The sequence below is a fragment of the Paracoccus sp. S1E-3 genome (assembly GCF_013868135.1).
GTDB lineage: Bacteria > Pseudomonadota > Alphaproteobacteria > Rhodobacterales > Rhodobacteraceae > Paracoccus.
In genome coordinates this window covers 35223-53425 of the sequence record NZ_JACEMU010000013.1, presented here as the reverse complement: position 1 = coordinate 53425, position 18203 = coordinate 35223, and the positions used below count along the sequence as shown (strand labels likewise).

Below are 18203 nucleotides of genomic sequence, written 5' to 3'. Positions count from 1 at the left end.
CCCACGCCGTATAGCAGGCGCGCCCATGGTCCGGCCGGAAATTACCCATCCTTCGCGTTCATCGCTTCCTGATTGCCTTCGCTTTCGGCGATCTCGGTCAGGACCTCGTCCGCTGCCGCTTCTTCGTTCAAGGTCTCCTCCAGCAGCGCGGCGGCGTCGTCCAGACCAAGCTGCGTGGCCCATTGACGCAGGGTGCCGTAGCGCGCGATCTCGTAATGCTCGGCGGCCTGGGCGGCGGCGATCAGCCCGGCGTCCAATGCGGGCGTGCCCTTGAACTCCGACGCGACTTCGTCGCCTTCCTCGATGATCCCGTCGATCGCCTGGCAGGTCTTGCCGCGCGCCGGTTTGCCGATGATCTCGAACACCTTCTGCAGCCGTTCGACATGGGTTTCGGTTTCGGCCCGGTGATCTTCGAACGCCTGCTTCAGCCGATCCGACTGGGCGGCCCGCGCCATCTTCTTCAAGGCCTTCAGAAGCTGACGCTCGGCATAATAGATGTCCTTCAGGGTCTCGTGAAACAGATCGTCGAGCAGTTTGTCTGCCATTGGATATCTCCTTCCCGGTTGTCGAAGCGATGGTTTCGCAAGGCCCATGAACCGCCGACCGCGCCGAATGTTCCCGGGAACAAAGCCGGCATCCACAGGTTAGGGGCGCCAACGGATAACCCCGAGGATGCCATGTCTCCCCCGATTGCAATGGCCCGATATGATCGCGCCTGGCCCTTGGCCGGCGCAATGGCTGCCGGTCTTACCCTTCTGGCACTTGGCCTTCTGTCCTGGCTTCAGGGGACGGCCTTCTGGGCGCCGGTCAATGCCTCGACCCAGATCATCCATGGTCCGGATGCAGCGCGATTCGACGGCGTGGACTGGGCGCATACCGGCCTTGGCGTCATCATCAATGTCGCGGCGTGTTTCTTCTGGGCGGCGGTTGCCGTTTTCATGATGCGCAGCGCACGAAAGGGGCGCATCGCGATTGCATGGATCACCGGGCTGGGAACCGCAGCGGCGGCAGGAGCGGTGGATTACGCGCTGCTGCCGCGGATGCTGCGGCCGGGATGGGAACTGGTGCTGTCTCCGCTCGCCGTGATTGCGGCGCTCGCGGTGCTCGGGGTCGGTCTGTCGCTGGGTTTGATAGCCGCACATTCGATTGACGCAGACAGAAGGGTTGCACCGCGGACCATCCCCGCGGTGGCCGGGGCGTCGGACACTGCGCCAGAGCAGGCACCGCCCCGCAGCGTCCCCGCCACCGGCACCTTCGCCGCCGTTTCGGATCAGCCGCCTCTTTCGGAAGTGGAACGTCTTCGGCATCCCGCCCCTCATGTGATCGATCAGCGCCAGCAGCGCATCGATCCGGCCGGCAAGGTGACCGGAGGCGCGGCGCCCCCTGACGAAACCACCGCGATCAGCGAACTGGAAAGGCATGGGCGATGACCGACTATCCGAAACCTCCCTTCCCGGAACAGCAGCAGGATCTGCCCGGCAGTTTCCAGAAGATGGACCCGCGCCCCGATCACGGCGAGGAAAGCTGGCGCGGCGCCGATCGGCTGAAGGGCAAGGTGGCGCTCATCACCGGCGGAGACAGCGGCATCGGCCGCGCGGTGGCCATCGCCTATGCGCGCGAGGGGGCGGATATCGCCCTGTCCTGGCTGAGCGAGACCGAGGATGCCGCCAGCACTGCCGATCTGGTGCGCGCGGCCGGACGGGAGTGCCTGTCGATCGCGGGCGACATCGCCGATCCCGACCATTGCCGCAAGATCGTGGCCGATGTGGTGGACCGTTTCGGCCGTATCGACATCCTGGTCAACAATGCAGCCCATCAGGAAGTCTTCGACGATATCGAGGATATTTCGGACGCGGAATGGCGCCGGACCTTCGCGGTCAATCTCGACGCGATCTTCTATCTGACCAAGGCGGCGGTGCCGCATATGCCGCAGGGCGGCGCCATCATCAACACCGCCTCGATCAATGCCGACAAGCCCAATCCGCAGCTTCTGCCCTATGCCACGACCAAGGGTGCGATCCAGAATTTCAGCACCGGGCTGGCGCAGATGCTGGCGGAACGGGGGATCCGCGTGAATACGGTGGCGCCCGGTCCGGTCTGGACGCCGCTGATCCCGGCCAGCATGCCTGCGGACAAGGTGGCCGCGTTCGGCGCCGACTATCCGATGGGCCGGCCCGCCCAGCCGGTCGAACTGGCATCCGCCTATGTGATGCTGGCCGAGCCGATCTCCAGCTACGTCTCGGGCGCGACGATTGCCGTCACAGGCGGAAAACCGATGATCTGAAAGGAAGACGATATGAGCACCCGGCTACTCATTCTTTTCTGTGGCATGGCCGCAGGCTTTGTCCTGAAGGGGCTGCGCGATGCGGCGGCGCGTCGCGAGGCGTCGGCCGACCAGCATATCCGCGCCGCCGGACGGCGCGAGATGGCCGCACCTCCGCCGACATGGGACATTGTCGATGAGCAGGTCGATGAATCCTTCCCGGCCAGTGATCCACCCGCAACCTACTGACAAAAAAACGGACGAAGACCTCGCGTCTCCGTCCGGTTCAGTCGGCCCTCATCGGGCCCCTCAGCCCTTGTGCTCGGGCATGCCCTTCAACGGTGTGCTCGCCAGCTCCTCCAGTTCGTCCTCGGTCATCGAATCGTACATTTCCTTCGACGCACCGCGCAGTTCGTCTACGCTCGTCTCGCCGCGCTTCGCGGACAGGGCAGCGCCCGCTGCACGTTGCTGGGCCTTCGACTTGGCTGGCATCGGAGCCTCCTTCAACGATGATGGCAAAGACCGGCCCCGAAGGGCCGGTCAAATGGATTCTAACTGCGGTATTCCGGCATGTCCTTGAGCTGATCCTTGGTCCAACTCGTGACGGCATGGACTTCGCCGTCATCGTCGCGCATGAACTGCAGGTCGCGCGCCGAAACCATGACCGGTTTCGAGCCGATGCCCAGAAAACCGCCGACATCGATCACCACTTGGGCGCCTGCGCCCATGCCGCTGACCTGCGAGACGTTCCCGATTTTTTCGTCGTTGGGTCCATAGACGGCGGCACCGTTCAGTTCCGCATCGGTCATCTCGGTCTCGCTCAGTCGAACATGATTTGTGTGGTCCATTCCGATCACTCCTCTCTGGCTGATTGGGCCGCGTTAACCGGCATGGGGGGTGTCTGTTCCCTCACAGTCGCGTGAGCGGACGGTCGGGAACATTCACACGCCCGGCCGGTTCACCAACCCGTCAATACGGCATCAGAGGAGGAAGACATGCGAGACCAATTTACCGCTCGGATCACGTTTCCCGCCACGATCACGGCGGTCCTGCTTGGCCTCTCGGCCGCGCAGGCGCAAACCGCACCATCCCCGAATCAGGGCGGCGGCGCCGAAACCACGGCCAAGCCTGCGATCACTGTTCCGCCAGGCTTTACCGAAATTCCCGCCGCGCCGACGCCGGCGGATCTTCAGGGCGCGGCGGTCTTTGATGCCGGGGGAACCCAGATCGGTCGCGTGCAGGGCGCGGTCCTTGCCGATGGAACCAGCACGGTCCAAGACGAGGGTGCTGTTTCCGGTCTCGCGGCGAATGATGACGTCGCCGCCGACGAGCTCGGAAACTCGCGTGGCAGCGCCGACGAAAAGGCGCAGGACGAGGCGGACGAGACGATGCCTGGTGCGACAGATACGAAGATGGCGGACACAGCGCAAACCGCCGATCAGACCGCGCCAGCGGCACAGGACACCAGCGCGCAGGACATCCGCGAGGTCGTCATTTCTCTGGATCAGCGTCTCATCGCATTGCCGCTTGCCGAACTGACGGTTTACCGCAACGGACCGGATACGCGCGTCTATGTCGCCCAAAGCCGGGCGCAACTGGAAGCCCGGCCGGACTACGCGCCGGAGGGTGCCGCCCCCGCCGGGAACTGAGCGGCTGCGGATCTTTCGGCAGGCGGTGGTCTGGCGGGGCAGGGACGACATTGCCCGTCATTGGAACCCTTCTCATCCGACACCGTTCAAGCCACGGGCGATCGAGGAGGAGACGCATGGCTGATCTGGACGCGCGGACGCGCAAGGACGATCTGCGGATCGGTACGCCGTTCTGGCTGAAAACCCCGCATATCACCGTGAACGCCGACACGCAGCTGCCCGGCGGCCATGTGGATGTGGTCGTGGTGGGGGCGGGCATCAGCGGCGCACTGACGGCCGAGGCGCTGACACGGGCGAGAAAATCGGTGCTGATCCTCGACCGTCGCCCGCCGGTGCGCGGCTCGACCCCGGCCTCGACCGCGATGATCCAGCACGAGATCGACGTTCCGCTGACCAAGCTGCAACGCCAGATCGGCCCGAAAGCCGCCAATGCGGCATGGCGGCGCTCGGTCCGGGCGGTGAACGATCTGATCGGGCTGGTCGCGGAACTGGGAATCGACTGCGACATGCAGCCGAAACCAGCGCTTTATATTGCCGGCAACACCATGGGTTCGCGGGCGCTGAAAGCAGAGGCCGAGGCGCGAAACCGCATCGGCATCGGCGCGGAATATATCGCCGCCGCCGATCTGCGCGCGCGGTTCGGGATCGACCGGACGGCGGCGATCCTGTCGGCGGCTTCCGCTTCGGCCAATCCGGCGCAGTTGACGGCAGGGCTGCTGGCGGCGTCCATCGCGCGCGGCGCGCGGATCGTCACCGGGGTCGAGATCACTGATATGGCCGAAATGTCCTGCGGCGTCGCGCTTGCCACCCGCAAGGGCGAGGTCGTCACCGCCGATCATGCGGTCTTCTGCACCGGCTATGAATATCTGCCGCAGATGAAGACCCGCGCCCATCACGTCACCTCGACCTGGGCGCTGGCGTCGCGCCCGTTGACCGGGCTGCCGGAATGGATGCTGGGCACCATCGGCTGGGAGGCGGCGGACCCCTATCTTTATTTCCGCGCCACGCCGACGGGGCGCATCATCGCCGGCGGCGAGGACGAGGATGCCGCGACCACCAACAGCGACCCCGCGAAACTGGCGCGCAAGGCGAAGATCATCGCCGAGAAGCTGAAAACGTTGACGGGCGTCGATATCGGCAAACCGGCCTACAGCTGGGCCGCCCCCTTCAGCGTGACCACGGACGGGCTGCCGATCATCGACAATGTGCCGGGTTTCCAACGTATTCAGGCGGTGATGGGCTTCGGCGGCAACGGCATCACCTTTTCGATCATCGGCGCGCAGATCGTGGCCGCGCGGATCGCCGGCAAGACCGATCCCGACGCCTTCGCCTTTCGGTTTCGCTGAGGGCTGCGGCCGCGCAGGGTCAGCGGAACTCCGCCGTCGGCAGCGGCGGCCATCAAGATTTTGGTCAATACCTACAAAGGTTGTGTCGTTATGGCACAAGACGGACGAGAATTTCAGTATCGGAAGATTTAAACACAGGGAATAATCTTATGAAATTCGCCCTCATCACAGCTTCCGCGGGATGATCGTCACCCGCCATCTTCACAGTTTGCGCACCTATGCTCACCTCATCTGCATGGATCGCACGCGCGGCGATGCGTTACTGGAACATTGCCTAAGCGAGGCCATCCGCCTGTCCTGGCAGAAGCCGCCGGATGCCGATGTGCTGGTCTGGATGCTGGCCCTTATGCATCGCGCCTATCTGACGGAACCGGCTTTTCGGCGCCGGCGCGCACGCCGCACCGTCGTTCTGGCCGACGACGACCCGATCCATTTCGGGCTTTTCTGCCTTGGCGCCCGCGAGCGCGAGGCCATCGTGCTGATCGATATTCTCGGGCAATCCTACCGAAACTCGGCTATCATTCAGCGTTCCAGCCAGAGCGGCGTCTGGCACGCCCGGTCGCGCGGACGCGATACCCTGCGGCGGATCATCTGGAACATGCCAAGTGCGGAGCGCATGCGATGGAAACAAACCTGCTGGTGCGGAAACTCGCGAGTGGTGGCCCCCTCGGTCCCGAAGATATCAAGCGTCTGAACCAGATCGTCCGCGACCCGATTGCCCTTGGCGCGCGGCAGGATATCATCCGGCAGGGGGAAGATCCCGAAAACGTCCACCTGATCCTCGACGGGATCGCCTGTCGCTATAAGGTGCTGCCCGATGGCGGCCGTTCGATCATGGCGCTGCTGATCCCCGGCGATTTCTGCGACCTCGACATCGCCATCCTGCCCGTTATGGATCACAGTATCGGCACCCTGACCCCCTGCACCATGGTCGACATCCCGCGCAAGCAGATCATGGAGCTTCTGAACCACCACCCCCGGATCGCGCGCGCCCTGCGATGGGCGACGCTGGTGGATGAGGCCGTGCTGCGGGAATGGCTGGTCAACATGGGCCAGCGGCGCGCCGACCGGCAGATGGCGCATCTGTTCTGCGAGCTGTTCATGCGCTTCCGCGCGGTCGGACTGGCGGACCCGTTCCTGCTGCCGCTGACGCAGGAACAGCTTGCCGACACACTTGGCATCACGCCGGTGCACGCGCAACGCGTCTTGGCGTCGCTTCGCAGCCGGAACATGATTGCGCTGGAAAGCCGCGCTGTCACGATCATCGACTTCGACCGGCTGATGGCATTTGCCGAATTCAATCCCGACTATCTGCATCTCGTATCGCCGAAGTGACGGTTCTGAACATGTTTGCTCAACGGGCCGCGCGCCGGGATCGAAACAAGCGCCACCCGCCATGATCCGTGCAAGGATGCCTGCTCAGCCGCGCCATTTCTGGCGGCTGTCGACCGTCCGCGACCTTTCCTGCGTTTGCGCCGCGCCGATCATCACGGTTGCACGTGCGCACGACGGATCGTCCCGATGTCCAAGAGCGATGGTCGCCTGTGCAACGACTTGAACCCCACGGCAGGTCGCATTGCCGTTTTTTCGATTTTCTCGAATCCGGCTCTTGACCTTAAACCTAGGTTAAAAGTCTATATCTGCCGCGAACCGAAACCAAGGATCGCGAGAATGTTCGATCAGACACATGAAGCGCGGCTGTTTCAGCCGCTGACCCTGCCGAACGGGCAGATCATTCCCAACCGCATCGCCAAGGCCGCGATGGAGGAAAACATGGCGGACCGCGGGCAGTTGCCGGGGGCGGCGCTGCTGGGGCTTTACCGGCAATGGGGCGCAGGCGGGGCAGGGATGATCCTGACCGGAAATGTCATGGTCGCGGCCGATGCCGTCACCGGGCCGGGGGGAGTGGTTCTGGATGCGCGCCAACCACAGGATCCGTTCCGTGACTGGGCCGCGGCCGGAAATGCGCACGGCGCGCGGATGTGGATGCAGATCAACCATCCGGGCCGGCAGGTCTTTGCAGGAACCAACCCCGAGGCGATAGCGCCCTCGGCCGTACCGGTTGAGATGGGGAGGTTTTCCAAGCTGTTCACCCAGCCCCGCGCGATGACGGAGGACGACATCGACCGCGTCATCGGCCAATTCGCGACGACCGCCGAACTGGCGGAAAAAGCCGGCTTCGACGGGGTCGAGATCCACGCCGCGCATGGATATCTTCTCAGTCAGTTCCTGTCGCCGCTGACCAACCGGCGCACCGATCAATGGGGTGGCACGCTGGAGAACCGCGCCCGGATCGTGATCGAGATCGTGCGGGCGGTGCGGGCGCGGGTCAGCCAGGACTTCGGGGTGGGTGTCAAGCTGAACTCGGCAGATTTCCAGAAGGGTGGATTCGACGTCGCGGACGCGGCGGCGGTCGTGCGCCTGCTGAACCGTCAGGCGGTCGATCTGGTCGAGATTTCCGGCGGCAGCTATGAAAGCCCCGCCATGCACGGACGGCCGCAGCAGCAGGCAAAGCGGGCCAGCACCGCCAGACGCGAAGCCTATTTCCTCGATTTCGCCCGCGAGATTGTCGCCGTCGCCGAAATGCCCATCATGGTGACCGGCGGCATCCGCAGCCGCGCCACCGCCGAGCACGCGCTTGCCCCTGAAGACTGCCGGCCGGGCGTCGCCATGGTCGGGATCGCGCAGGCTTTGGCCTATGCGCCCGACCTGCCGAACCGCTGGAAACTGGCCGAGGATGCGGTCCAACTGCCCAGCATCCGCTGGAAAAGCAGCCTCGCCAGTCTGGCCACGATGGCGCTGACCAAGTTGCAATTGCGGCGGATGGGCCGTGGCAAGCCGCCGACCTTCCGGGCCTGGGCGCCTGGGGTTCTGGTCCGCGATCAGTTGCGGACGCGGCGGCTGAACCGGAACTATCGCCGCTGGCTGGCCCATCGCGGTTGAAGGGGGCCGCCATGACTATGCGCATCGTGATCTGGTCCACATCGTCGCGCATTTCGGCGATCCCGCGCGTCCGGCTGGCCGCTGGCGGTCGCGCGACCCGTGACGGGGATCAGTCGTGAAAGACAGGGAGTGGCGGTCGGCCAGTCGCAGGGGCGGCCGGGCGGACGGCAAGCCGCGCGCTGAAAAGCCGTTCCCCGATGCCGGTCAGCGCGCTTCCGGCCATTGTGACGCGTTCTGTTTCGCCGGAAGCCATGCGGGGGGTGGGATCTCTCGGACAGCGCAGGTGCCCCACCGGTCGCGAGCGACGGCGGGCAGGGCGGCCAGAAAATCGGTGGGGTTCGTCACCATCATTGCGGGCTGTTGAAGATGCAGCCACCCCATGGCGGGTTGCGGGCGGGGAAGCGCCGCCCGGCCGGCTGTTCCTCGCCCGACGATCTGCTGCTTGTGACGCGAGCGTCAGGGGAAGGCGGCGCGGGTTAGCGTGATGCGCGGCGTCCGCCGCAGGCCGCTTCGGCAGGCCGGTTTTGCCGAGGCCGGGGCGGAGGCGTTCACGAAGCTGATGGAAAGCTGAATTTTACGGAGAACAGGTGATATGGAAAACGACAGCAGGTTTACCGAAATCCAGTTCGGCGCGCAGAAGGTCAATGTCATCACGGGCGGGTTTTACGATCGCTTCCGCTCGAACCCCGATCTGGCCGAGGTCGCGAAGAATCCTTTGGCCGGAAATATCGACTTCTTCCGCCGATTTCCCAAGATCGAGATGGACAGCCGCATCGGGCCGACCTGGACGCCGAATTTCTATTATCGGGCCAGCACCGTCCAGCTGCTGTATCTGGCGCCGCTGGCGAGGATCCGGCGCATGTTGCCCCAACCTCTGCAACCGCTCAGCCCGCTGCCGGGGCATGGTCTGGTGGCGCTGACCTTCTTTCACTACGCGCTCTGCGACAATAACCCCTATGGCGAGGTTTCCGTTGCCGTCGTGATCCGCCGTCCCGGTGAGCGCGGCTCGCATTGGCGGGAACTGGCTGAAGCCATGCGCAGCGAGAGCTTTCATGCCCATGTGCTGGCGCTGCCGGTCGATACCGAAATCGCGCGGGTGCGCGGCGTCTATGGCTATCACCTGCCGAAATGGCTGGCGCCGATCGATCTGCAGATCGGCAAGGATGTGCGGGCATCGATTTCCGCTGGCGGCGGTTCCGCGGATCTGACGCTGCAGGCGCCCTTGCCGCGCATGGAACAGGTGCCCTCGCAATCTCGCATCGGGACATCGACGCTGATCAACCGCGTGGATGGGGTCTGGCGGCAAACCACGGCATTGTCGAACAAGTTGAATTTGGGCCATGAAACCATGCCGAAGTACGTCAGGCTCGAACGCCATGGCGGCCCGCTGACCCAGCTCCTCAACGGACTCGGTGCCAACTGGCTGCTGCGTTTTGATGTCATCAAGGACACCCAGATCGTGCTGCACATGCCGGTGCCTCTGGCCGCAACGCCCGCCGCAGAATGGTGACGACCGACAGCGCCGGCCAAGCCCCACTGGCGATGTGCGAGCACCATTCCGTACTTTCCGGGGGGCAGCCCCGGTGTCAGGCGGTCCAAAAACGACAGGCGGGGGGCGCCGCCACGCTACGCAGCAGGGGCGCGCTAATTGCGCCCGACATTCGCGGTGTTGATCCGGTTGGCGATCAGCTGGATGCCCGCCGGAATGTCCGCCTCGCTGATCGAGCCATAGCCCAGACGGAAGAACGGACAGGGCGCGGGTGGCGTTTCAAAAAAAACCGCGCCGGGTTCGATCAGCACGCTGTCTTCGCGCAGCGCCTCGGCCAGGGTCGACGCCTCGATGCCCGCGCCGCCGTCGATCCAGACGCTGGAGCCGCCCGAGACCGGCGCCCCCGCAATGCGCAGGCCGGTGTCGCGCAAGGCCGCCTCCAGCGCCTCGCGCCGGCCCCGCAACGCCTCGCGCAGCCGGGCGATGTGGGCATCGTAATGGCCAAGCGCCAGAAAATAGGCGGTGATGCGCTGCAGATGGCTGGGCGGGTGGCGCAGCATGATCGAGCGCAGCGCGCGCGCCTGCGCGATCAGCGGCGCGGGCGCGACCATATAGCCGATGCGCAGCCCCGGAAACAGCGACTTGGAGAAGCTACCCAGATAGATCACGCGGTCATCCTCATCCAGCGATTTCAGGGCTGGGGCGGGGGGTGCGAGATAGGACATCTCAAAGTCGTAGTCGTCCTCGATGATTAGAAAATCCTGTGCCGAGGCGCGCGCCATCAGGTCACGCCGGCGCTCCAGCGGCATGGTCACGCCGGTCGGGATGTGATGGCTTGGGGTGATGATGACCAGCCGGGTATTTTCCGGCAGATCGGCCGGGTTCAGCCCCTTCTCATCAACCGGCAGAAAGGTCGTGGGGCTTTGCGCCCGGCGCAGGGTCTCGGCGAAATCGGGATAGCCCGGCTCCTCCGACACCGCCAGCCGGTCCACGCGCGACAGCAACTCGACCGCCAGAAACAGCGCATTCTGCGCGCCGAGCGTCACCAGCACTTCATCGGGGCGGGCATGGATGCCGCGCCGGGGCAGCGTGTTGGAACAGATGTAGTCGACCAGCAGCGGGTCGTCCGCACCATAGCGGTCGGCGGCCAGATCGGCGAAGTCGCGGGTGCCGAGCGCGCGCCGCGCGCAGTCGCGCCAGGCGTTGTGATCGAACAGCGCCGGATCGGCCTGCCCATAGATGAAGGGATAGCGATAGCTGCTCCAGTCAACCGGCTTGCGGATCACCCGGCGCGGCATGTGGTGGCTGGACAGCCAGTCCTGCCAGTCGGGCTGCTGGGCGTGATTGCGCGCCTGAGACCCGTCGCGACGTGCGGGGCGCAGACGCGCATGCGGCACCGTCTCGGCCACGGCGACCCCGGAACGTGGCGCCGTGGTCAGATAGCCCTGACTGACCAGCTCCTGATAGACCAGCGTCACCGTCATCCGCGAAATGCCCAAAGCCTCGGCCAATCGCCGGCTGGAGGGCAGCCGCGTGCCCGGACGTGCCCGGCTTTCCAGAATGGCGCGAACGATCGCCGCCGCCAGACGACCTTGCAGCGTCGGCGCCTCGGCCTCGCGGAGGAAAATCGTTTCGACGGAGAGTCTGGGCGGCATCTGGACCTAAGTTTGCGCTGAACTGGACATATCAATGATTCCTCCCATCTGCAACATTTCCCTGCGTCAAGTAGCCGCAGCCGGGAGAGCCGCGGCCATACTCTGGGAGGAGAAACGATGACCATGATGAGCCGCTTCTGGGTAACCGCCGCAACCGCGCTGGTGCTGGCCATGCCCGCCGCCGCCAAGGAATACCGCATCGCCGTGGGCGACGGCGCCGGCAGCACCCAGGAAGCCCTTGGCAAGGCCTTCACCGCCGCGCTCGAGGAACAGTCCGGCGGCAACATGACCGCGAAGCTGTTCCTGAACGGCCAGCTTGGCAGCGAGGAGGACACCGTCACCGCCGCCGCGACCGGAACGCTCGACTTCTCGATCCTCGCGATCAACAACGTCACTCCCTATTCGCCGACCGTGGGCACACTGACGCTGCCCTATGTGATCCTGTCGCTGGAGGATGCGGAAAAGATCACCCAGGGCGAGATCGGTCAGCAGATGATCGCGCAGACCGTTGAGGACGCCGGTGTCCGCATCGTCGGCTGGACCTATTCGGGGTTCCGGGTGCTGACCAATTCGAAAAAGCCGGTCTCGACCGTGGCCGATCTGAAAGGGCTGGTCATCCGGGTGCCGAAGAATGAAATCATGATCGAGACCTATAAGAGCTGGGGGGTGAACCCCACGCCGATGTCGTGGAACGAAACCTTTGCAGCACTTCAGCAGAAGGTCGTGGACGGTCAGGACAACCCCTACATGACAATCGCCGCGATGAAGTTCGACGAGGTTCAGAAATACATCACCAACCTGCGTTACATCTTCTCGATCGAGCCGCTGATCATCTCCGAGGCGGTGTTCCAGGATCTGAGCGAGGAAGAACAGCAGCAGGTGCTGGCCGCGGGCGAGGCCGCGACCAAGGCCTCGGCCGAGTTCCTGCGCACCGAGGAAGCGAAGATCCGCGATGAACTGGTCTCGCGCGGGATGGAGATCACCGAACCCGCCGATGGCGAGAAGGAATTCATCGAACTGGCGACGACGGCGGTCTGGCCGAAATTCTATGACCAGATCGGCGGCAAGGAAGTTCTGGACAACGTCCTGACCTCGCTCGGCCGTCCGGCGGCGCCGTAAGGTTCCTCCCCGACTGGCGCGCGGGCCTGTCCCGCGCGCCGCTTTTCGCCCGCCATTCCGCCCTTCCCGCAAACCCTTTTCGGAGGTCCGCCATGTCTGCGTTCTGGTCCTTCATGGACAAGTTCGAAAGCCATCTGTGCCGGATCATGCTGGCCGTGTTCGTGACGCTGCTGTTCGTGCAGATCGTCGCCCGCCAGATCTTCGGCTTCTCGATCACCTGGATCGAGGAACTTTCCGTCATCCTGTTCGTCTGGTTCGCCTATTTCGGCGCGTCCTACGCCGCCCGGATGGCCGCGCACAACCGCGTGACGTTCCATCTGAACATGCTGCCCCGCAAGAAGGCCCGCATCATCGAGGCCATCGGCGATGCCTTCTGGATCGTCTTCAATATCGTTTTCATCTGGTATGCGATCGAGTTCATCAGCCGGCTGAAGCCCTTCGTGAAGGCCCAGACCCTCGGCTGGGAGATGCGCTATGTCTATCTGGCGCTGCCCATCGCCTTCACGCTGATGACCATCCGCATCATCCAGGTGAATTATCTGAAACTTGTCCGTGGCGTCGATCCCGCCGATCCCGACCGCGTCACCGTCGAGGCCGTCATGGAACTGGCCGAAGACGAACAGCGCGCCTATGAGCGGAGGAACCACTGATGGATAGCCTGCTGATCGAAATCCTGTTCGGCTCATTCTTCGGGCTGATGATCCTTGGCGCGCCGATCACCGTGGCGCTTGGCGTCTCGGCGCTGGCGGCGATGCTGTATCTGGGCGACAACCCGATCAAGATGGTGCAGATGGCGTGGTCTTCGGTCGGGTCCTTCCCGCTGATGGCGCTGCCCGCCTTCATCCTGGCCGGCGCGCTGATGGAGGCCGCGGGCCTCAGCCGCCGCCTGATCGCGGTCGCCGAAAGCCTTGCCGGTCCCTTCACCGGCGGTCTTTCCGCCGCCACCATCATCGCCTGCCTGTTCTTCGGCGCGATCTCGGGGTCGGGCCCCGCCACCACCGCCGCCGTGGGCATGCTGATGATCCCGGCCATGGTGCGCCAGAATTACGGCGCGGGCTATGCGGCTTCGGTCACCGCCGCCGCCGGGGGCCTGGGCATCATCATCCCGCCCTCGATCCCGATGGTCATCTACGGCATTTCGGCCATGGGCATCGCGCCCGATCCGGCCGCCGTCGAAACCTATGGCCCCTTCCAGTCGGTCTCGATCTCGAAGCTGTTCATCGCCGGGTTCCTGCCGGGGGTGGTCATGGCGGGCGGTCTGCTGATCATGAACTACATCCGCTGCCGGATGCGCGGCTTCCACGGCTCGGATGAACCGCTGTCGCTGCACAAGATCGCCTGCGCCTGCTACAAGGGTTTCTGGGCGCTTCTGGCCCCGGTGGTGATCCTCGGCGGCATCTATTCCGGCGCCTTCACGCCCACCGAGGCCGCCATCGTCGCGATCTTCTATACCCTGTTTGTCGGCATCTTCATCTATCGCGAACTGGATGTGACCGAGGTCGTCAAATCGCTTGACACCACCACCTGGCTGGCCGGGCGCGTGCTGCTGGTGCTGTTCGCCGCGACGATCTTCGGCCGGGTGCTGGTCGAGAACAACGTCCCCGGCGTGATCGCGGGCGGCATCCTTGGCCTGACAGACAACCTTTACATCATCTGGGCGCTGGTCATCGGTCTGCTGCTGATCGTCGGCATGTTCATGGAAACGCTGGCCGCGATCATGATCCTTGTCCCGGTGATGCTGCCCGTCGCCTATATGATGGGGATCGACCCGATCCACTTCGGCATCGTGATGATCTGCACGCTGTCCGTGGGCTTCCAGACCCCGCCCCTGGGCGAGAACCTGTTCATCGCCTCGGGCATCTCGGGCGTCTCGATCGAGCGCATCAGCCTGCGCGCCATTCCCTTCGCCATCGCCTCTGTCTGCGCGATCTTCATCATCGCCATCTTCCCGCAAATCGCCCTGTGGCTGCCGCGGATGATGGGTTACTAAGGAAAGGACCAATTCCATGTCGAAAACTCTGACCGCCGATAATCTGAAGGCCACTTTCGACGCCTTCAACCGCCACGACATCGACGCCGTGATGACCAATTTCGCCGATGACTGCGTGTTCTTCACCGTGGCAGGCGACAACGAATACGGCAACCGGATCGAGGGCAAGGACGCCATCGCCAAGGCCTTCGTGAATGTCTGGACCACGATGCCCGACGTGCAATGGGCCGACCACAGCCATTTCATGTCCGAGGACGGCAGCCGCGGCGTCAGCCAGTGGACCTTCCGCGCCACCAATCCCGACGGCACCCGGACCGAAGTGCAGGGCGTGGACCTGTTCCGCATCAGGGACGGCCAGATCGTCGAGAAACAGGCGATCCGCAAGCAACGCCCCGCCATCCCCGCCAAGTGAGGTCTGCCATGCAGGCAATCGACAAACGCCCCGGATCGGTGCCTTTCGATCCCTATTACGACCCGATGACGGCGCGCGCGCTGGGTCCGGGCAGCGATTATGCCCCGACCTACTGGATCGGCACCGCTGGCCCCGCGCCCGAGGACGACGGCCCGGTCACCGGCGATATGGATGCCGATGTGGTGGTGATCGGATCGGGCTATACCGGCCTTTCGACCGCGATCCATCTGGCCAGGATGCACGGCATCAAGGCCGTGGTGCTGGAAGCGAACGGCGTCGCCTATGGCTGCTCGACCCGCAATGGCGGTCAGGCGCAGATCAGTTCGGGGCGGCTGAAGCGCAGCCAGTGGATCGAACGCTGGGGCCTCGACGTGGCCAAGGGCATGCATGCCGAGGTGTCCGAGGCTTTCGCCCTGTTCCGCGACCTGATCCGCGATCCGCAGATCGACTGCGACCCGCAGGAAGGCGGCCATTACTATATCGCGCACAAGGCCTCGGTCATGCCGTCGCTGGAATCCGAGGCTAAGTTGCTGCGCGACACCTTCGGCTATGACGCCCGGATGCTGTCGCGCGACGAGCTGCACGCCACCGTCGCCCGCGACATGGAGGCCCATGGCGCCATGTGGGAGGCGGACGGGCTTGGCATCCATGCCGCGAAGCTGGCCTTCGGCTATCTGAAGCTGGCACGGTCGCTGGGAGCGAAGGTTCATACCGACAGCCCGGTGCAAAGCTGGGAATACAAGAACGGCACGCATCTGCTGCGCACCCCGCGCGGCACCGTCCGCGCCAAGCGCGTGGCGGTGGCGACGGCCGCCTATGCGCCGCGCGGGCTGAACCCGCGCGTGCGCGACCGGCTGATGCCGATCATGTCGAACAGCATCGTCACCCGGCCGCTGACCGACAGCGAACTGGCCGAGGTCGGCATCCAGAAGCTGTCGCCGCTGACCGATACGCGGACGCTGCGCCATTACTATCGCCTGCTGCCCGACAACCGGCTGCAGATCGGCTCGCGCGCCGCGATCACCGGCAAGGATGCCGCCAATCCGGCGCATCTGAACGCGTTGCGCGAAGGCATGGCCCGCAAGTTCCCGGCCCTGCGCGGCATTGATCTCGATTACTCCTGGTGGGGCTGGGTCGATGTCAGCCATGACATGATGCCTCGCATCACCGGCCTGCCCGACATGCCCGGCGCCTTCTACGCGCTTGGCTATGGCGGCAACGGGGTCATGTATTCCGCCATGGCCGGGCGCCGCATGGCTCAGCTTGTGGCCGGAGAGGCGGTGCCGGACCTGCCGATCTTCAACACCGAATTGCCGCATGAGGGCTGGAAAACACCCTTCCGGCGGCTGGGCCAATGGGGCCTCTACCACCTTTACCATTACCGCGACGAGCGCAAATAAGGAGCGACGCCGATGAAAATGACCACTGAAGAAGCCTTCATCAAGGTTCTGCAAATGCACGGGATCGAGCAGGCGTTCGGGATTATCGGCTCGGCGATGATGCCGGTGTCCGATCTGTTCCCCAAGGCCGGGATCACCTTCTGGGATACCGCGCATGAAACCAATGCCGGGCTGATGGCCGATGGCTTCACCCGCTCGACCGGCAAGATGTCGATGATGATCGCGCAGAACGGGCCGGGCGTCACCGGCTTCGTCACGCCCGTCAAGACCGCCTACTGGAACCACACGCCGCTGCTGCTGGTGACGCCGCAGGCCGCCAACAAGACCATCGGGCAGGGCGGTTTCCAGGAAATGGAGCAGATGCGCCTGTTCGCGGATTCGGTCTGCTATCAGGAGGAGGTCCGCGACCCCTCGCGCATCCCCGAGGTGCTGAACCGGGTCATCATGCAGGCCTGGCGCAACTCGGCGCCCGCGCAGATGAACATCCCGCGCGATATGTGGACGCAGGTGATCGATGTCGATCTGCCGCAGGTCGTGGCCTTCGAGCGTCCCTCGGGCGGCGAGGAAGCCGTGGCCGAGGCCGCCCGCCTGCTGTCCGAAGCCAAGTTCCCGGTCATCCTCGCCGGTGCGGGCGTGGTCCTGTCGGGAGCGATCCCGGATGTGGGGATGCTGGCCGAGCGGCTGGAGGCGCCGGTCGCCTCGAACTATCAGCACAATGACGCCTTCCCCGGCTCGCACGCGCTGTCCGTTGGCCCCCTGGGCTATAACGGCTCGAAAGCGGCGATGGAGCTGATCGCCAAGGCCGATGTGGTGCTGGCCCTCGGCACCCGTCTGAACCCGTTCTCGACCCTGCCGGGCTATGGCATCGACTATTGGCCGAAAGAGGCCAAGATCATTCAGGTCGATATCAATGCCGACCGGATCGGGCTGACCAAGAAGGTGACGGTCGGCATTCAGGGCGACGCCGCCAAGGTGGCGCGCGGCATTCTGGCCCGGCTTTCCCCCGATGCCGGCGATGCCGGACGCAAGGAACGCCGCGACCTGATCGCGCAGACCAAATCGCGCTGGGCGCAGGAGCTGTCCAGCCTCGATCACGAGCAGGACGATCCGGGCACCGTCTGGAACGAGGAAGCGCGCGAGCGTGACGGCGATCTGATGTCGCCCCGTCAGGCCTGGCGGGCGATCATGCAGGCGGTTCCGGCCGATGCCATCATCTCCTCGGACATCGGCAACAACTGCGCCATCGGCAACGCCTATCCGACGTTTGAGGCGGGGCGGAAATACCTGGCGCCGGGCCTGTTCGGTCCCTGCGGCTATGGCTTCCCGGCGATCCTCGGCGCCAAGATCGGCAATCCCGACACGCCAGTGATCGGCTTTGCGGGCGACGGTGCCTTCGGGATCTCGATGAACGAGATGGTCTCGGTCGGGCGCGAGGACTGGCCGGCGGTGACCATGGTGATCTTCCGCAACTATCAGTGGGGCGCCGAAAAACGCAACACCACGCTGTGGTATGCCAACAACTTCGTCGGCACCGAGCTGAACCGCGAGACCACCTATGCCGGCATCGCCGAGGCCTGCGGCGTGCGCGGGGTGCAGGTCAAAACCTCCGAGGATCTGACCCACGCCCTGCATGAGGCGGTCGAACGCCAGATGAAGAACAAGGAAACCACCTTCATCGAGGTTCTGCTGAATCAGGAACTGGGCGAGCCCTTCCGCCGCGACGCCATGAAGAAGCCGGTCCCGGTGGCCGGCATCGACAAGGCCGACATGCGCCCGCAGAAAGGCGCGGCCTGAGAAAAGACGGGCAGGGCGCGACGCGCCCCGCCCATGCTGCGCCGACCTGCGGGTCGCCTGCTTTTGGCGACAGCCGCAATTCCCTTGGGTCGCTGCGGTTCCATTACCTTCCTTCCGGCGCGGGCGCTCTCATCGCCGGAAGG

Annotated in this window: 19 protein-coding genes; 15 read left to right on the top strand and 4 right to left on the bottom strand. The window is 64.7% G+C overall.

Annotated features, from left to right (window positions below):
- Positions 1 to 41: 41 nt before the first annotated feature.
- Complete coding sequence (locus tag H1S04_RS13120; RefSeq protein WP_181746000.1) at positions 42 to 545, bottom strand: ferritin-like domain-containing protein; 504 nt, start codon at positions 543 to 545, stop codon at positions 42 to 44.
- On the opposite strand from H1S04_RS13120, the gene H1S04_RS13115 reads away from it, so the two are divergent.
- From H1S04_RS13115 to H1S04_RS13105, 3 genes are read left to right on the top strand one after another with little or no spacing between them, the layout of a single operon-like run.
- Positions 513 to 1430 carry a hypothetical protein gene (locus H1S04_RS13115; protein WP_181745999.1) on the top strand — a complete coding sequence of 306 codons (918 nt, stop codon included), beginning with the start codon at positions 513 to 515 and terminating at the stop codon, positions 1428 to 1430. The two genes, H1S04_RS13120 and H1S04_RS13115, sit on opposite strands and share 33 nt — an antisense overlap.
- On the top strand, positions 1427 to 2284 hold the full coding sequence (locus tag H1S04_RS13110) for a glucose 1-dehydrogenase (protein ID WP_181745998.1): 858 nt from the start codon (positions 1427 to 1429) through the stop codon (positions 2282 to 2284). The genes H1S04_RS13115 and H1S04_RS13110 overlap by 4 nt, the downstream gene beginning before the upstream one ends.
- A 12-nt stretch (positions 2285 to 2296) precedes the next feature.
- Positions 2297 to 2512 (top strand): hypothetical protein, encoded by a 216-nt coding sequence (locus H1S04_RS13105; RefSeq protein WP_181745997.1) that lies wholly within the window; start codon positions 2297 to 2299, stop codon positions 2510 to 2512.
- Positions 2513 to 2572: 60 nt separating this feature from the next.
- On the opposite strand, the gene H1S04_RS13100 is transcribed toward H1S04_RS13105, so the two are convergent.
- Positions 2573 to 2755, bottom strand: a complete 183-nt coding sequence (locus H1S04_RS13100) for a DUF3008 family protein (RefSeq protein ID WP_181745996.1) — start codon at positions 2753 to 2755, stop codon at positions 2573 to 2575.
- Positions 2756 to 2814: 59 nt separating this feature from the next.
- Positions 2815 to 3111 (bottom strand): PRC-barrel domain-containing protein, encoded by a 297-nt coding sequence (locus H1S04_RS13095; RefSeq protein WP_181745995.1) that lies wholly within the window; start codon positions 3109 to 3111, stop codon positions 2815 to 2817.
- Positions 3112 to 3258: 147 nt separating this feature from the next.
- Between H1S04_RS13095 and H1S04_RS13090 the strand changes: the two genes are divergently transcribed.
- From H1S04_RS13090 to H1S04_RS13065, 6 genes are all read left to right on the top strand, one after another.
- The gene (locus H1S04_RS13090) at positions 3259 to 3912 is read left to right on the top strand and encodes a hypothetical protein (protein WP_181745994.1); all 654 of its coding nucleotides are present in this window, start codon (positions 3259 to 3261) and stop codon (positions 3910 to 3912) included.
- A 116-nt stretch (positions 3913 to 4028) separates the two neighbouring features.
- The gene (locus tag H1S04_RS13085) at positions 4029 to 5258 is read left to right on the top strand and encodes an FAD-binding oxidoreductase (RefSeq protein ID WP_181745993.1); all 1230 of its coding nucleotides are present in this window, start codon (positions 4029 to 4031) and stop codon (positions 5256 to 5258) included.
- Between the two features lie 181 nt (positions 5259 to 5439).
- A complete protein-coding gene (locus tag H1S04_RS13080; RefSeq protein WP_181745992.1) occupies positions 5440 to 5952 on the top strand; it encodes a hypothetical protein in 513 nt (170 codons plus the stop codon).
- On the top strand, positions 5880 to 6593 hold the full coding sequence (locus tag H1S04_RS13075; protein WP_181745991.1) for a Crp/Fnr family transcriptional regulator: 714 nt from the start codon (positions 5880 to 5882) through the stop codon (positions 6591 to 6593). The genes H1S04_RS13080 and H1S04_RS13075 overlap by 73 nt, the downstream gene beginning before the upstream one ends.
- Before the next feature lie 336 nt (positions 6594 to 6929).
- Positions 6930 to 8201, top strand: a complete 1272-nt coding sequence (locus tag H1S04_RS13070) for an NADH:flavin oxidoreductase/NADH oxidase family protein (protein ID WP_181745990.1) — start codon at positions 6930 to 6932, stop codon at positions 8199 to 8201.
- A 592-nt stretch (positions 8202 to 8793) separates the two neighbouring features.
- Complete coding sequence (locus tag H1S04_RS13065) at positions 8794 to 9711, top strand: acetoacetate decarboxylase family protein (RefSeq protein WP_181745989.1); 918 nt, start codon at positions 8794 to 8796, stop codon at positions 9709 to 9711.
- Between the two features lie 134 nt (positions 9712 to 9845).
- On the opposite strand, the gene H1S04_RS13060 is transcribed toward H1S04_RS13065, so the two are convergent.
- Positions 9846 to 11345: a PLP-dependent aminotransferase family protein gene (locus tag H1S04_RS13060; protein ID WP_181745988.1), complete on the bottom strand. Its 1500-nt coding sequence runs from the start codon at positions 11343 to 11345 to the stop codon at positions 9846 to 9848.
- Between the two features lie 117 nt (positions 11346 to 11462).
- Between H1S04_RS13060 and H1S04_RS13055 the strand changes: the two genes are divergently transcribed.
- The 6 genes from H1S04_RS13055 to xsc all read left to right on the top strand — a co-directional run bounded on the left by H1S04_RS13055 (position 11463) and on the right by xsc (position 18060).
- Positions 11463 to 12464, top strand: coding sequence for a TRAP transporter substrate-binding protein (locus tag H1S04_RS13055; RefSeq protein ID WP_181745987.1), 1002 nt, complete (start codon positions 11463 to 11465; stop codon positions 12462 to 12464).
- A gap of 92 nt (positions 12465 to 12556) precedes the next feature.
- A complete protein-coding gene (locus tag H1S04_RS13050) occupies positions 12557 to 13114 on the top strand; it encodes a TRAP transporter small permease (RefSeq protein WP_181745986.1) in 558 nt (185 codons plus the stop codon).
- Positions 13114 to 14454 (top strand): TRAP transporter large permease, encoded by a 1341-nt coding sequence (locus H1S04_RS13045; RefSeq protein ID WP_181745985.1) that lies wholly within the window; start codon positions 13114 to 13116, stop codon positions 14452 to 14454. Before H1S04_RS13050 ends, H1S04_RS13045 begins: the two co-directional genes overlap by 1 nt.
- Positions 14455 to 14470: 16 nt before the next feature.
- Positions 14471 to 14866, top strand: a complete 396-nt coding sequence (locus tag H1S04_RS13040; RefSeq protein ID WP_181745984.1) for a nuclear transport factor 2 family protein — start codon at positions 14471 to 14473, stop codon at positions 14864 to 14866.
- Between the two features lie 8 nt (positions 14867 to 14874).
- Positions 14875 to 16266, top strand: a complete 1392-nt coding sequence (locus H1S04_RS13035; protein ID WP_181745983.1) for an FAD-binding oxidoreductase — start codon at positions 14875 to 14877, stop codon at positions 16264 to 16266.
- A gap of 12 nt (positions 16267 to 16278) precedes the next feature.
- Positions 16279 to 18060, top strand: coding sequence for a sulfoacetaldehyde acetyltransferase (gene xsc / locus H1S04_RS13030; protein ID WP_181745982.1), 1782 nt, complete (start codon positions 16279 to 16281; stop codon positions 18058 to 18060).
- Positions 18061 to 18203 lie beyond the last annotated feature (143 nt).